At 58.3% G+C, this 14,928-nt stretch carries 14 protein-coding genes; 5 read left to right on the top strand and 9 right to left on the bottom strand.

The window, feature by feature from the left end:
• Complete coding sequence (locus HEP89_RS25890; protein WP_055659167.1) at positions 1 to 870, bottom strand: MurR/RpiR family transcriptional regulator; 870 nt, start codon at positions 868 to 870, stop codon at positions 1 to 3.
• Positions 871 to 1,182: 312 nt separating this feature from the next.
• Between HEP89_RS25890 and HEP89_RS25885 the strand changes: the two genes are divergently transcribed.
• On the top strand, positions 1,183 to 2,073 hold the full coding sequence (locus HEP89_RS25885) for an alpha/beta hydrolase (protein ID WP_168693359.1): 891 nt from the start codon (positions 1,183 to 1,185) through the stop codon (positions 2,071 to 2,073).
• An 89-nt stretch (positions 2,074 to 2,162) separates the two neighbouring features.
• Here HEP89_RS25885 and egtD read toward each other — a convergent pair whose 3' ends face one another.
• Together egtD and egtB are read right to left on the bottom strand one after the other, a co-directional pair.
• Positions 2,163 to 3,125 (bottom strand): L-histidine N(alpha)-methyltransferase, encoded by a 963-nt coding sequence (gene egtD, locus HEP89_RS25880; RefSeq protein ID WP_168693358.1) that lies wholly within the window; start codon positions 3,123 to 3,125, stop codon positions 2,163 to 2,165.
• Positions 3,125 to 4,390, bottom strand: a complete 1,266-nt coding sequence (gene egtB, locus HEP89_RS25875; protein WP_156912329.1) for an ergothioneine biosynthesis protein EgtB — start codon at positions 4,388 to 4,390, stop codon at positions 3,125 to 3,127. The genes egtD and egtB overlap by 1 nt, the downstream gene beginning before the upstream one ends.
• A gap of 541 nt (positions 4,391 to 4,931) precedes the next feature.
• Here egtB and HEP89_RS25870 point away from each other — a divergent pair.
• From HEP89_RS25870 to dapA, 3 genes are all read left to right on the top strand, one after another.
• Positions 4,932 to 5,525, top strand: coding sequence for a TetR/AcrR family transcriptional regulator (locus HEP89_RS25870; RefSeq protein WP_168693357.1), 594 nt, complete (start codon positions 4,932 to 4,934; stop codon positions 5,523 to 5,525).
• Positions 5,526 to 5,565: 40 nt separating this feature from the next.
• Positions 5,566 to 5,850, top strand: a complete 285-nt coding sequence (locus HEP89_RS25865) for a YciI family protein (RefSeq protein WP_168693356.1) — start codon at positions 5,566 to 5,568, stop codon at positions 5,848 to 5,850.
• 143 nt (positions 5,851 to 5,993) lie between these two features.
• Positions 5,994 to 6,872 (top strand): 4-hydroxy-tetrahydrodipicolinate synthase, encoded by an 879-nt coding sequence (gene dapA / locus HEP89_RS25860; protein WP_168693355.1) that lies wholly within the window; start codon positions 5,994 to 5,996, stop codon positions 6,870 to 6,872.
• Positions 6,873 to 6,986: 114 nt separating this feature from the next.
• Here the strand turns inward: dapA and HEP89_RS25855 are convergent, their stop codons facing one another.
• The 3 genes from HEP89_RS25855 to HEP89_RS25845 all read right to left on the bottom strand — a co-directional run bounded on the left by HEP89_RS25855 (position 6,987) and on the right by HEP89_RS25845 (position 11,032).
• Complete coding sequence (locus HEP89_RS25855; protein ID WP_168693354.1) at positions 6,987 to 8,507, bottom strand: class I tRNA ligase family protein; 1,521 nt, start codon at positions 8,505 to 8,507, stop codon at positions 6,987 to 6,989.
• Positions 8,508 to 8,690: 183 nt separating this feature from the next.
• Positions 8,691 to 9,686: a YeiH family protein gene (locus tag HEP89_RS25850; protein WP_023000216.1), complete on the bottom strand. Its 996-nt coding sequence runs from the start codon at positions 9,684 to 9,686 to the stop codon at positions 8,691 to 8,693.
• A 26-nt stretch (positions 9,687 to 9,712) separates the two neighbouring features.
• Positions 9,713 to 11,032 (bottom strand): cytochrome c peroxidase, encoded by a 1,320-nt coding sequence (locus HEP89_RS25845; RefSeq protein ID WP_209014825.1) that lies wholly within the window; start codon positions 11,030 to 11,032, stop codon positions 9,713 to 9,715.
• On the opposite strand from HEP89_RS25845, the gene HEP89_RS25840 reads away from it, so the two are divergent.
• Positions 11,033 to 11,515 carry a tetratricopeptide repeat protein gene (locus HEP89_RS25840; RefSeq protein ID WP_023000214.1) on the top strand — a complete coding sequence of 161 codons (483 nt, stop codon included), beginning with the start codon at positions 11,033 to 11,035 and terminating at the stop codon, positions 11,513 to 11,515.
• Between the two features lie 213 nt (positions 11,516 to 11,728).
• Here the strand turns inward: HEP89_RS25840 and dctP are convergent, their stop codons facing one another.
• The 3 genes from dctP to HEP89_RS25825 are packed head-to-tail and all read right to left on the bottom strand — an operon-like array spanning position 11,729 to position 14,898.
• A complete protein-coding gene (dctP, locus tag HEP89_RS25835) occupies positions 11,729 to 12,787 on the bottom strand; it encodes a TRAP transporter substrate-binding protein DctP (RefSeq protein WP_055659181.1) in 1,059 nt (352 codons plus the stop codon).
• A gap of 27 nt (positions 12,788 to 12,814) precedes the next feature.
• Complete coding sequence (locus tag HEP89_RS25830; protein ID WP_055659183.1) at positions 12,815 to 14,308, bottom strand: TRAP transporter large permease; 1,494 nt, start codon at positions 14,306 to 14,308, stop codon at positions 12,815 to 12,817.
• Positions 14,308 to 14,898 (bottom strand): TRAP transporter small permease, encoded by a 591-nt coding sequence (locus tag HEP89_RS25825; RefSeq protein ID WP_023000211.1) that lies wholly within the window; start codon positions 14,896 to 14,898, stop codon positions 14,308 to 14,310. Before HEP89_RS25825 ends, HEP89_RS25830 begins: the two co-directional genes overlap by 1 nt.
• Positions 14,899 to 14,928: the final 30 nt, after the last annotated feature.

Genomic DNA, 14,928 nt, shown 5'->3' with positions numbered 1-14,928 from the left:
CTAGACGTTTTCAAATTCGTCGAGCAGACGATTGTGTCTGTCGACCTCCTGGATCCGGGCTTCCGCCTCGGCTCCGGCCCGCGCAACCAGCATGCCTGTAATGGTTTCGATAAGCACAAGCGTGGCTGCGTAAGACGAAAAAAAGTGTGGACTTTCAGTGCGTTGTATGAAGTGGTAATTCGCGAATTGCAACCCTGGAAAGGCGTGGCTGTCGGTCAGGACGATCACCTGTGCACCATTTCCTGCCGCCACTTTTGCCGCGCGTACCGAACGGTGGGCATAAGGGTGCTTGGACAGGACGATGACCGTGTCGGCCGATGTAATGCCGGCAAGTGTGCTGCCCAGAGTGGCACCATTGCGCCCGGCAACGACCCACCTGTCATCGAACCACTTGGCCAGATAGGCGAAATAGTCGGTAAAACCTGCTGAGGCGAGGGCTCCTATCAGGATGATCTTGCGGGACTGGCTGAGCCGGTCGACGGCAGCATCCAGAACGGCCGGGTCAATGTCGTCCACCAGTGCCTTGATGTTGTCGATGCAAGCGGAGACCTGCCGTGGCAGCAAAGGCAGGTCGGCATCCGAGCGCAGCTTCCTGGCCTTGTCCTGAAACGTGTCCCGCCCACGGTGGCTCAACTCGTTCCGGGCCTGTTCGCGCAACGCTTCGTAATCTGAAAAACCCAGTGCCCTTGCAAGTCGGGTGTAGCTCGCCGGCGAAACGCCACTGGCCGATGCGACCGACCTCAGGCTGCGGGTGGCGATTTCCACCTGGTTTTCCGCAATGTAATCCGCTGCCGTACGCAATGCATCGCTCAGGTCGGCATAATTGGCCGAAATTGCTGTGCGAAGATGGGGCGGCGAAATGGTTTCCATCCGGTTACTGTTCCATTTGTTTTTTACATTGTCAATTTGTGAAACAAATGTTTCGCGTTGAAAACGATCCCTCCCTTTCTACCGGAAATCCCTACGGTTTTGCCCGTCCTGCCCGCACTCGCAAGGCAGTAAAATGTCCCTGTCCAAGTGGTTTGACGCGGCGATGACGGTTCTCGGAACCTGCTCAAAACGTCACTGGTAAAAATACACGTATAAATAGATTTTTGAAATTTTTTACACGTTAAGGTTTTGTTAATGATATAATCCCTTGGGGGCATTGCACTTTTCCTGTGACCATAAGGGGAGAGAGACATGACTGACTACACATCGAGAACTTTGGCCACATGTGCCCGGTCGGTGCTGTTGGCACTTGCAATGGCAGCTCCGGCAATTGCCGGTGACTTCTTTGAAGTCGAGCCCGGGGTCGATCTCTATTACGAGGATCACGGATCGGGACTTCCGATCGTGTTTGTTCCCGGTTGGACCTTCACCACACAGGTTTTCGAACATCAGATCGAGGCCTTTGCGAAAGACCACCGGGTCATCACCTTCGATCCTCGAAGCCACGGCCGCTCGACGCTGACACTGGAAGGCAATAACTACGTTACCCAGGGGGCTGACCTTGCAAAGTTGCTTGATCATCTCAAGGTCGAAAAGCCGGTGCTGGTGGGGTGGTCATTCGGTTGCCTGACCACTTGGGAATTCATCAAGACAAGGTCTGTGGATGCTGCGTCCGCCCATATGTGCATCGATCTTTCGCCGACACCGCTAACCGGTAACGACGGCGACTGGGCTGAGGGAAGTGTCGCGGAAATTGCGGAACTTTACAGCGGCATTCAGTCAGCTGAAGGCCAACGCAACGTCATCAACTGGTATGCCGACGAGGTCATGATCGAACAGGACTACACGCCGGAACTGTCCCGCTGGATTGTTGACCAGTCGACCAAGTCGCCACCATTCGTGGCCGCGGCTTATCTGGCAGCCGGAAATTTCAGCAATTACCTGGAGACGGCCAAGGAGGTCGACGCGAAGCTGCCGTCGGCCTTCGTGATCGCCGATCACTGGTCCGACAGTGCCAAGGCCTACCTTGCCGTCCATACGCCCAACAGCTCGGTGCAGGCCTTTGGTGGCCATATGATGTTCTGGGAGTATCCCGACCGGTTCAACAGGGTGCTGGCCGGATTCATCGCACAGATCGAATAAGCTTCAGGCTGAACCTTTGAGTAAGTGGCGGGTGAGGCCTTGAAACTCTGCCTCACCCGCATCTGTTAGGTGACCCAAGTCGAAGGGCTTTAGGCAGCCTGCAACGTATAGACCGAGAACCATTTGTTCTCGTCGCTGTCGACGTCCGTGATCTGCCATCCACCCTCGCGGGCGATGCCTTCGAACGCTTCCTCGTTGTATTTGTGTGAGTTTTCCGTGTGGATTGTCTCGCCCTTTGCGAATGCGACGGTTTCCCCGGCGATGGAGACCTGCTGCCGAACCAGGCTTTCCAGATGCATCTCGATACGGCTTTCGCCGTCGTTCCAGATGGCTTTGTGTGCGAAGGCGGCGAGGTCGAAATCGCCATCCAGTTCCCTGTTGATCCGCTGCAAAAGGTTCTGGTTGAAGGCTGCTGTAATCCCGGCTGGATCGTCATAGGCTTCCTGCAGGACTTTTGCATCCTTTGGCCGGTCCACACCGATAACTAGGCTGGCCTCCGGCATGGCTGAGCGAATGTTCGACAGGAGTGCCGCTGCCTCGGTTTTCTCGAAGTTGCCGATCGTGGAACCGGGAAAGAAGATCAGCACTGGCAACTCGGGCAGCAACGGCAGTTGTCCGAAGGGCTGTGTGAAATCGGCAGCAACCGGGATTACCGCCAATGACGGGTATGCGCGGCGCACCCGTTCGGCAGCAGCTTTCAGATGATTGGCTGAAATGTCGATCGGCATGTAGACGGACAGGTCTGGAAAGGCATTCAGCAACAGGTCTGTCTTGCGGCTGGACCCGCTGCCCAGTTCGACCATCGCTCCGCGTGCGCCCGGTAGACGGCGATATTTCCTGGCATTCTGGGCGAGGATCGAGATCTCCGTTCTGGTGGGGTAATAGGCATCCAGTTCGGTGATCGCTTCGAACAGATGTGACCCGACATCGTCGTAGAGCCATTTGCTGCTGATCGCCTTCTGGTCCTTGAGGAGACCGGAGAGAATGTCGTCGCGAAACATATCCGACTGGTTCTCGTCCGTTTGGTTCTCGGGAGAAACATGCTTGGTCATCATTGATCTCCCGCCAGCCTCAGGCCGAGCATCTGCCAGCGTTGGTGTGGATAGAAGAAGGTGCGGTACGACGACCGCAACTGTTCCTTCGGGGTCGCGCAGGACCCGCCGCGCAGCACCATCTGGTTGACCATGAACTTGCCATTGTATTCGCCAATGGCCCCCTCGGGTGGTCTGAAGCCCGGATAGGGGCTGAAAGCGCTGCTGGTCCATTGCCAGACATCGCCCCAAAGACCGGGCCTGCGGCCAACAGGCTGAAAGGCTCCGCTTTCCAGGAAATTGCCTTCGATCGGGGTCGGCTCTGCAGCGGCTTCCCACTCTGCTTCCGTCGGCAACCGGCGACCTGCCCAGCGGGCAAAGGCTTCCGCTTCGTAGTAACTGACGTGGACAACCGGTGCCGCAAGATCAACCGGTCTTGGACCCTGCAAGGTATAGGTCCACCATTGACCGTCCTGCTGCCACCAGTAGAGGGGGCTGTCCCAACCGTTCTTCTCTCGCACGGCCCAGCCTTCCATCAGCCAGAGCGTTTGGGCTGAGTAACCACCATCTTCCATGAAGGCGATCCACTCGCCGTTTGTTACGGGACGATCCGAAAGACGATAGGGCTCCAGCCAGACCTTGTGACGTGGCCCTTCGCAGTCATAAGCAAAGCCGGTCCCGTCGTGGCCGATTTCGAGAAGACCACCGTCGTAGGAAACCCATTCGGCGGTTTCAACCGCGCTGACCGGTGCCGGTTTTGGCTCGATATAGGCGGGCAGCAGCGGATTGAAGGAAAACGCATGGAGGAGATCGGTGACCAGCAGTTCCTGATGCTGCATCTCATGATGACAGCCGAGGGTAATCAGCTCTTCAAGCTTGTCCTGTTCGAGCGAAAAGGCGTTTCGGGCAACTCCTTCACGCAGGGCGTCTTCGACGTGTGAGCGGTAGTCAAGCACGTCGGTGGCGCTGGGCCGCGAAAGCAGGCCCCGTCTCGACCGGGTATGCCTCGGGCCGGCTTGTACGTAGTACGAATTGAAGAGCACGGCGAAACGATCATCGCGTGGCTGATAGCCAGGCAGCGAAGGCTTCAGGATGAATTCTTCGAAGAACCAAGTGGTGTGTGCCATGTGCCACTTGGGCGGGCTGGCATCCTCCATGGATTGCAACCCCATATCCTCCGGACTGAGGGGGGCGGCGAGAGCAAGTGTCTGTGCCCTGACCCGATCGAACAGGTCGGCAACGGCGGAAAGAGGCGCTTCATGCGTCCGCTCATCCAGCAATGTCATTTAAATCCCTCCACGCGGGAACCGGCTGCTGTGCCTCCAGCCGGACCTGTGTCTGCCACCAAGCGACTTCTAGGTAGGCACCGAACGGGGCATTCCAATGTCGGAAATTGCACCGGTCCTGTGCACAAATGCGCGATCAAGGCACTTGGTTGCGTATTATTGATAAAAAAGAACAATGTTGAGATTGATCTTCAATCGGTTGGATCGGGTGCGGAAAGTCACCAAGTCGTTGAGAGTGATGGAAGTTTTGCGTTTTGCCTTCCCGCAGATCAGGTGTGACCGTCGAAACCCATCCTAAAAAACAGCTACTGACAGGGTGTGTCAGGAGTTGCTGCAACCAGAGTTCACATTGATGTGAGGGAAGCGAAAATCGTTTCGCGTCAGCTTGAAATGGCCCTTCGCAGCAGCGCCGCACTGCCTGTCTCGGGCGGCCTCCGTGTTTTCCTGATGAACTTCACTTGACTTATTCGGACGACCGTCCTAATTCGTCAATAGGTCACTTGTCCTAATGAATTATGCGGAAATACGAAGGGAGATGGATATGGTTGCGGCAGGCGAGACACGGCGTCAGATCGTGGATGCGGCGGACAGCCTTTTCTATGCCCAAGGTTTTACGCAGACGTCCTTCGCGGACATTGCCGCAGCGGTGAAAATCTCGCGCGGCAACTTCTATTATCATTTCAAGACCAAGGACGAGATCCTCGATGCCGTGATCGACAAGCGTTTGTCGGATCGAAGAGAGCTGCTCGCCAAATGGGACGAGACGGCGGATGAAGCACGGAAACGGATTGAATGTTTTATCCGGATTGTCATCGTCAATCAGACGAAGATCATGGCTTACGGCTGTCCCGTCGGTACGCTGACGACGGAGCTGGCAAAGATCGATCATCCTTCACGGGGCAAGGCCAACGAGATCATGGCCCTGTTCGGCGACTGGCTTGAAACACAGTTTCGCGAAATCGGCTGCGGTGAGAATTCGCGGGACAATGCGATGCATGTCCTTGGCTGGAGCCAGGGCGTCGCGACACTTGCCCAGGCATTCAAGGACAAGGCCTATGTCGAGCGTGAAGTCTCGAAAATCCTGAGCTGGCTGGACGGCGTCATTGCCGGGACACAGCAGAACAAGATCCAGTAACTCGCCTTTGCCTTTCGTAAAAACCTACATGGAGAATGACATGTTTGTCGTGACACTCACCTTTGCTGACAAATCCCGGGCAGGCGAACTCATGGAAGGCCACAAGGCCTGGATCCAACGCGGGTTCGAGCAAGGATATTTCCTGATGGTCGGCAGCCTGCAGCCGAACCGTGGTGGCGGGATTATTGCGCACGGCGCTAGCCTGGAAAAACTTGAAGGATTTGTTGCCGAAGACCCTTTCGTTACTGAAGGTGTCGTGACGGCCGAAATTCTGGAAATAACACCTGCGCGGCTTGATGATCGCCTGGAGTTTTTGGCTGCCTGATCGCGGATCACGATGCAGTAAGATGTTCATGAGGGACGGGGCAGGTTGCCAGTGACGGGTTTTTGGTGGCACATCGATCTGGAATGACTATCGATGGACATGGGACCGCGCTTTCAGACAGCGCGGATCCGGGAGGACGCCACATGCTCGAACTCAAGGGATCCATTCCCGCCCTTGTCACACCGTTCAGGGACGGAAGCGTTGACATCGAAGCGCTGGAACGCCTCGTTGAGTGGCACATTGCCCAGGGCAGCGACGGGCTGGTTGCTGTCGGGACAACGGGCGAAAGCCCGACTGTCTCCAAGATCGAGCATAAGGACGTCATCAAGCGGGTCGTCGATCTCGTGGCCGGCCGCATTCCGGTTGTTGCCGGCACTGGCTCCAACGCAACGGCACAATCCCTCGACATGCTTCAGCACGCTGAAGCCGTTGGCGCAGATGCGGCGCTGGTCGTGACGCCCTATTACAACAAGCCCAACCAGGCAGGCCTGCTCAGCCACTACCAGGTTCTCCACGACAACAGCGCGATCCCGATCATCCTCTACAATATTCCGGGCCGGTGTGTGATCGACATATTGCCGGAAACCATGGCCGAGATGGCACGCTGGCCGCGGATTATCGGCGTGAAGGATGCCACCGGCAGCATGGAGCGGGTCAGCAAGCAAAGGGCACTTTGCGGCAAGGCTTTCATGCAGTTCAGTGCAGAGGACGCCGCCGCACTGGGTTTCAACGCCCATGGCGGGCAGGGGTGCATTTCAGTGACCGCCAACGTGGCTCCAGGCCTTTGTGCCGAGTTCCAGAGCGCATCACTTGCAGAAAACCTCGAACTTGCCCGGGAGTATCAGGACCGCCTGTTGCCGCTCCACTCCGCGATGTTCCTCGAGCCACCCGCAGCCTGCGCCAAATACGGCCTGTCCAGACTGGGGCTTTGCCACGAAGATGTCCGCTTGCCGCTGACACCGGTGACTGAGGCAACCCGTCGCGAGATCGACAAAGCCATGGAAATCGCCGGTCTGCTCTAGAGCCTCTGCTCGTTCGCCGTACACTTTGTGGCTGCAAATCGCTTTCCGCGCGATTGGTTATCTGAAGCGCCCCGGCTCGGGGCGCTTCATTTTTTTGATCAAGCCGTGACGGGCTTACTGAACCCGCGGAAAAAGCGTCTCGATTTCGCCGAGTTCGCTATTGCCTTCCAGCCGGTCAAGTTCCGGCTTCCACGGGCAGGCGACAGCCGGTGCGTTCAGCATGGCAAGAGCCTTCCCGGCAGATGCAGGGATGACCTGTGTCAGCGCTTCCATCACGACGCGCAGGCAGTCCAGTGTCACGTAGATCACCGTCTGGCAACGCTCGCGGGTCTCCTCGTTCTTGATGAGATCCCAGGGAGCCTGCTCGGCGAAGTAGTTGTTCATCTCGTCGGCGACGGTGATGATCGACTGCATGCGAGCCGGGATTTCAGCAAGGTTGACCCATTCGCCCATGCCTTTGGTGGCTTCAAGCACGGACTTGCGGATCGCTTCGTCTTCGGCTGACAGCGGACCCGGTGCCGGCAGTTTGCCGTCAAAACGGGCCTTGGAGAACTTGGCCGCCCGCGACAGCAGGTTGCCGATCTTGTTACCCAGTTCCGTGTTGTAGGACTGGGTGATGAAGTCGACCGAAATCTGGCTGTCGCTGTCCGCACGCATGTGCCGGGCGAGGTACCAGCGCAAGGCGTCGACGCCCAGCTTCTCGATGACCTCGATCGGATCAACAACGTTGCCGATGGACTTCGACATCTTGACGCCGCCCGCACCAACCCAGTGGCTGTGAACGGACAGTTTCTTCGGCAACGGCAGTCCGGCGGCCATCAGCATGATCGGCCAGTAAACGCCATGCGGCTTGAGGATATCCTTGCCGATCAGGTGCTCGCATTCCGCCCACCAGCTCTCGTAGCCTGCTTCCGGCCAGTTGATGTTGGTGAGGTAGTTCGCCAGCGCATCGAACCAGACGTAGGTGACGAAGTCGGTGTCGAAAGGCAGTTCGATGCCCAGGGTTACACGGGCCTTCGGCCGGGAGATACAGAGATCTTCCAGCGGTTCGGACAGCATCTGCTTCAGTTCGTTCTTGAACGCTTCAGGCTGCACGAAGTCCGGATTTTCGGCGATGTGCTGCAGAAGGCGCTCGCGGAACGGTTCCATCTTCAGGAAGTAGTTGGTTTCCTCCGTCTGCTCCACCTTCATTGTCGGGTGCAGCGGGCACTGGCCCTCTTCGGTCAGATCGGATTCCTTCTTGAACTCCTCGCAGCCCTTGCAGTAGGTGCCGGTGTAGTTCTTCTTGACGATCAGATCCTTGTCAAAGATCGACTGCTCCATTCCAGCGACGGCCGTCTTGTGGCCCTCGCGGCTGGTGCGCACGAAATAGTCGTAAGCCACGTCCAGACGGTCGAAGACATCGCGGAATTCTGCACAGCGCATGTTGAGGTAGTCTTCAACCGACATTCCCTCTTTTTCCGCTGCTTCCTGGTTCTTCTGTCCGTGCTCGTCCACGCCGGTGGACAGCATCATGTCATACCCCAGCGCCTGTCGGTTGCGTTTCAGGATATCGGCCATCACGGAGGTGAAGGCGTGACCGATATGCGGAGAACCGTTGACGTAGTAGATCGGGGTGGTGATGTAGCTTTTCATCCAAACGCTTTCGAAATGTTTGGGCGGAAACAAGTCCGGTCCGGCCTGTTGCGGCGCATCTGCCGTTCCGCCTAAAGAGGTGCGAGCTATATTCCATACTCGCCCGCACAAGAAAAGCCCCGGCCTTTGAAAAGACCGGGGTTCTGCTTCGTTATATGGGGTGCGGCAAGGCCGATTGAAAGGTCAGCCGATCAGCCAGATGCCGCCCAGAACGAAGAGCGCCAGAAACGCTGTCTGCGTGACCAGCATCCAGATGGCCGGGCCGCCGACTTCCAGCAGTTTCGGGATCGAGGTTTTCATGCCCACTGCCGCAATTGCGGCCAGCAACGCCCAGCGGGAAACGTGTCCGGCCGCCTCCTTGGCAACGTCCGGAATAAGGCCGAAGGAATTGAGTGCGGCAAGCACCAGGAAGGCGACAACAAACGCCGGCATGATCGGAGGACGGGCGCTGCCCGGCTCCGAACTCTTGCGCAGGATGAGCGCCGCGACCAGAACGATGGGCGCCAGCATGGTGACGCGGATCAGTTTCACCAGCGTCGAAAGGTCTCCGGTTTCCTCGGAGATCGAGAAGCCGGCCCCGACAACCTGGGCAACATCGTGGATCGTGCCGCCAAGGAAGACACCGGTCGCGTCCATGGAAAGGCCGAGGGAGGAGGTGAGGATCGGGTAGAAGATCATCGCCAGTGTGGACAGGACGGTCACGGTAATCACCGTAAAGGCGAGATCGCGTTCGGCATGTTCGCGTTTCGGCAGGATGGAGCCGATGGCCATGGCCGCGGAGGCTCCGCAAATGGCGACCGCGCCACCGGTCAGAAACGAAAACAACCTGTCTCGTCCGAACAGCCCGCCGATCAAGAGGGAAAAACCGATGGTAACCAGGACGCCGAGGATCACCAGAAGCAGAAACGGCAGACCCAGCTGCTGCACCATTTCCACACTGATGCGGACACCGAGCAGGGCAACGCCGACACGAAGCAGCGTGCGGGCTGCAAAGGCAATGCCTTCGCCCGTGCGCTGTTCCTCCGAAAGGAAGTTCAGCGGCATGCCAAGCAGGATGGCCATCAACATGGCCGGTGCCCCGTAGTGCTCGTTGAGGAATTGCGCGGCGATGGCGACAAGCCCGGCAATCGCAATACCCGGGAACAGCCGGTTAGCCCGGTCTTTCAATGGAGCAACCATGAAACGTTCTTTGTCCTTGTTGATGTTTACCGGTCGACGGGAAGGCCGCTCGGGACAGTGGCAGGGATGCCGAAGGGCGGAGCCGTGACGGACTGCGTGCCGGTCAGGCTTTTCAGGAAAGCCTCCAGATCGGCAATCTCCGCATCCGAAAGGGGGAGAGGTTCAATATCCCTGAATCGGGCCTGACGCGCCATCTCACGAGCGTCATTCCAGACCACAAAATCGATCGCCTGCAGCCAGGGTGCTTGTGGAAGGGCTGCGGTGTCCGTTGTCCAGGCTTTCAGCATTCCATCGGGGTCGAGATGATGCCGGATGATCCCCTCCAGCGTGGGGTAGGCGCCATTGTGCCCGTAAGGGGCGGTCAGCTCGACATTGCGCAGCATCGGGGTCCGGAACCGGTAGGCATCTTCCAGGCGGTCGGTTTCTCCCATCACGCCGACATCGCGCACCATCGGATCGAAGCTGCGGGTGCGGCCCGGACCAAAGGGGGGCAGGCCCAGGGCGTGGAACTTCTGATCGCTGAGCAGTTTGCCCGAATGACAGGAGGAGCACCCGGCCTTGCCGTAGAAGAGTTCGAGACCCCGCTTCTGGGCCGGATCCAGAGCGCTTTCGTCGCCGGTGAGATACGCGTCGAACGGGCTGTCGAAGCTCTGCCATTCAATTGCCTGGAAAGCTGCCAGCGCATTTGCGATTTCAACGATCGTGACCGCTTCCGGAGCGTCGATATGATCGAACGCCTCGACAAACAGGCGGCCATATTCCGGAATGATGCGGACGCGTTTGGCAAGGATCGGCCAGGCGTTGTCGATGCGATCGTAGATGGCCCCGGCGATCTCGTTTTCCTTCGGATTGCCCGCCATCTCGAACTGGGCCGTCACCGGAAAGACAGCCTGGGCGGCGAGCAGAGAATTGAAGCCCGTGGGCAGCCATTCTTCCGCCGGAGAGTTGAAGCCATTCTCGAAGGTGTCGGCAATCGACAGGCGGCCGTCATGAAACAGGACGTGGAGCTCTTTTGCTCCCAAATTCCAGAGACCTGGAGCGTTTCGCGGAATCCGTTTCTTAATGCGGCTGTCACCGGTTCCGGCAATCCGCATGAGCCCCAACCCTTCGCCACCTTCGCCGATGCCGAGCGACAACCGGTCCCCGGTGCCAAGGGTCGGGTGGTGGCATGTGGCGCAAGCAATATTCCTGTTGCCGGAGAGGATCTTGTCGTAAAAAAGCAACTGGCCGAGGGCTGCCTGCTTTCTGTCGAAGGCGATGAAATCGTCTTCCTTCAAGGGCGGTGGCAATTCGGAAGCAATCGCCGGTGCCGACAAGCCGAAGACCAGAGGGAGCAACCGCAACACATGAAAACCACGCTGACCGCCGCTCTTTTTGCTCTTGTGTTGTGCACGAGTTCTGCTCAGGCGGAAATCGAAGCCGCGCGCGACCTGATGGAGGCCAATCGCTACGAAGAGGCGATGAAGGAACTTTGGCCGGCGGCACGTTCCGGCAACGCGGATGCGGAAGAACTGATCGGTGTAATGTACGCTATGGGTCTGGGCGTCGAGCGCGACGACCAGCGGGCGTTCGAGTGGTATCTCAGAAGCGCGATGAAGGGGCATCCGGGTGCCCAGTCCGGTGTCGGCTGGTACTATGAGGTGGGCCGGGGCATGCCGGCTCCGGATCTCGTGAGGGCTTACATGTGGTACACGCTCTCCGCCATCGGGGGGGACCCCGACGCCGCGATCTCTCTGGAAGAGGTGGTCAAGAAGATGACCAAAGACGAAATTGAGAAGGCGCATATCCTGGTCGGTGATTACAAGGTCTGGATGTATCCGTTCAATTGAAAGCCGGTGGTTCGTTCCTGATCGGCGCAGAACTCGCGTGATCGAGTGCTGGGCGGGCCGGACCATTGAGTTCTGGCTCTCCCGGGTCTCCCACGGCTTCACCATGGGACGTGTGCCGATCCCTGTCCAGTTTACGGCAGGCACGATTCCGGACCGGTGCATGTGCTGGGATGTGTCACGCCCTGCAGTGGCAAGGCGTGACACGGTGTTTCGTCAGTTCAGATCGGCAGAGCGATTGGCGTTGATGTCGGCTTCGGCCGCAGCCACGGCTTCTTCCAGGGCGCCGAAGATCTCGCCGCCGCGTCCGACATTGCCTTTGAACCAGTCATAGACCGGAGCGGCTGCTTCCTTGAAGGCTGCCTTTTCTTCCGGGGTCGGGACGTAGAGATCGCCGCCACCGGCAACGAAGTCCTCATAAGCCTTGATCGACTTGCGCTTCGGTGAGGCGAAGGTTGCCTGCTGCAGGGCATAGAAACCGTCCACCACGACGCGGCGAAGGTCTTCCGGCATCGACAGGAACTTCTCGTTGTTCATCCACCACAGCGCGCCCATGTAGGCATGCCCGTCGAGGGTGACATACTGAAGACCGGCATCGGGGAACTTCATGCCCATGATGTCGGTGATGCCGTTCTTGGAACCTTCGACAACGCCGGTCTGCAGCGAGGTGAACAGTTCCGGCCACGGGATCGGCGTCGGAGCAGCACCAAGTGCCTTGACCAGTTCCTGCGGCAGGTCGGCCACCACGGTGCGGATCTTCAGGCCCTTGAGGTCTTCCGGCTTGGCGACGCGATGCTTGGTGTTGGCGAAGTTGCGCCAGCCACCGGTGTTGCCAATGGTCATCAGGCGGATGGTGTCACCGGAATCTTCCAGTGCCATCGTGCGCATAGTGCGGGTGAACTCGCCGGACAGGACATGCTCCGCAATCCGGTCGTCGCTCATCATGTAGGGCAGGTCGAGAACCTGGACATACGGGAAGATGCCCGCCGCGCCGCCGGAGGTGGAGATGTAGATGTCGATTGCACCGTCGGAAATGCCCTGAAGGCATTCAGCGCCGTTGGAGCAAAGCTGCGTGCCGATGAACAGTTCGACCTCTATGGCACCGTTGGAAGCGGCCTCAACGAAGTTCTTGAAAACGACAAGACCGTCGTAGTCTTCGTCGTTTTCGTTGGAATTGGCGGTTGCGCGCAGCGTGTAGTCCGCGGCAAGCGCGCTCAGCGACGATCCGGCAAGCATCGCCGCGACGGTGAGCGTTTTCAGTGCAGTTTTGAGCATTAGGTTCCTCCCTTAGAAAGCTCAGTATCAGTTGGCAAATCCGGTCAGACGCGGGATCGTCATCGAAAGTGCCGGAATGTAGGTGATCAGGAAGATCACCGCGATTTCCACCGCCAGAAACGGCAGGATGGCTTTGGCAATGGTTTCAACCCGTTCCCTTGAAACCGAAGCCGCAACGAAGAGCACCAGTCCCATGGGTGGCGTAGCCAGGCCGATGGTCAGGTTGACGCTCATGATGATGGCGAAATGGATCGGATCGACGCCAAGGTTGACGAAGATCGGTCCGAGAATGGGGCCGAGAATGATGATGGCAGGGCCTGCATCCAGGAACATGCCGACAACGAAGAGCAGCAGGTTGATCAGGAACAGCAGGATCAGCGGGTTCTCCGACAGGGTGAGAACGAACTCGGCCATGATTTCGGGAGCGTGGCTTAGGCTGACGACGGTCTTGAAGGCCATCGCCGCACCGACCAGGAGAAGCACCACTGCAGAGGTTATACCAGCCCTGTTCAGGACACCCGGGATCTCGGAGACCTTGATGGAGTGCAGAACGAAGAAGCCGATAACCAGCGCGTAGGCAACTGCGACCGCGGCCGCTTCCGTCGGCGTGAAGACCCCCAGCAGAATGCCGCCGAGAATGATGATCGGCGTCTGAAGCGGAGCAACTGCTTTCTTGCACACGACCCGAAAATCTTCCGAGACAGCACTTCTGAGTTTCCACAAGAGTACATGGGAAACCGCCAGGAAGACCGCGAACAGGATGAAGGAAGTCGTCGTTGAAAGGGAAGCGAACCCGGTCAGATTGATCACAAGGTCCGCGATCACCGTGAACAGGGCAGCCAGGTTTGCCCTCAGCACGACAAAGGAGAACCAGTATTCCACCGGTGCCATGGTCTGGCCGGGGTTGACGATCCTCTGTGCTTTGGGAAGGTCGTACTTGTTGGCCATGACCTTGACCATCAGCATCAGGCCGATGCCGACCATGATGCCGGGTACGATACCGGCCAGGAACAGCGCAGCAACGCTCTCGCCCATTACATAGGCATAGATGATCATGATGCCCGACGGCGGAATGATCGGCCCGATGACGGAACTCGCCGCGGTGATTGCCGCAGCAAAACGCCTTGTGTAACCCTGCTTCTCCATTGCCGGGATCAGCATGGATCCAAGAGCGGAGGTGTCGGCAACAGCGGAACCGGACAAGCCTGCAAACAGCATCGACGACAGGATGTTCACATGAGCAAGGCCGCCGCGCAGATGTCCCATCAGGGCCTGGCTGAACTCGACCAGCCGCATGGTGATGCCGCCCTTGTTCATCAGCTCGCCTGCGAGCATGAAAAACGGAATCGCCATCAGAGGAAAACTGTCCATGCCGTTGTAGACGTTGCGGTAAAGCAGCGTGATGTCTTTTTCCTGGCCGTTCAGCCAGAGCAACAGGCCAGGGGCCGCCAGAAGGCCGAAGAAGACAGGCAGTCCGATCAGCAGGAAGACGAGGAAAACGGGAAGGAACCAGATCAGCATCAGTCAGCTCCTGCCATGTCGGGATCGGGAATGACCGGCATGCGGTCGGCGCCACCGAAGCTGGCGATGATGTTGCGCAGGATCAGCTCGATGTTGACGAGCGTCAGCAGGAATACGCCGACGAGGATGGAAGCCATCATCCAGCTGCGCGGCACGCGGATCCATTCGCTGAAGGAAAGGTTGCCCGGAACATAAAGCGAGGCGGTTGCGAAACGGCCTCCGAAACCGGTGACTTCCGAAAAGCCGATCTTCAGGGCAACGACGAGCACCACAAGTGAAATAAGCAGAAGGAGCAGGGATATGGCGCTTCCCAGCAGGCGAGGCAGGGAATGGGTGAACATGTCGATGGCAACGAAACCGCCTCTGCGGAACGCCGTTGGTGCCATAAGACCTGTCATCCAGAGCATGCAGAAACGGGCTGCTTCGTCCGGCCAGGGCAGGGCATTGTTGAAGACATAGCGGAACACGACCTGAACCAGGATCGCGATCACCATCAGGGCGACGGCAACGATGCCGATGCCCCGGCCAATTCGCAACAGCAGCGAATTGACGAAGTCGAGCGGTGCAAGAACCGCCAGCAAAATGCCCATTCGGGCTCCTCCCTGGATCAACCGGCCGTC

It is taken from the genome of Labrenzia sp. 5N, from assembly GCF_012395805.1.
In the GTDB taxonomy this organism is placed as follows: domain Bacteria; phylum Pseudomonadota; class Alphaproteobacteria; order Rhizobiales; family Stappiaceae; genus Roseibium; species Roseibium algicola.
This window is presented reverse-complemented; position numbering and strand designations above follow the sequence as displayed.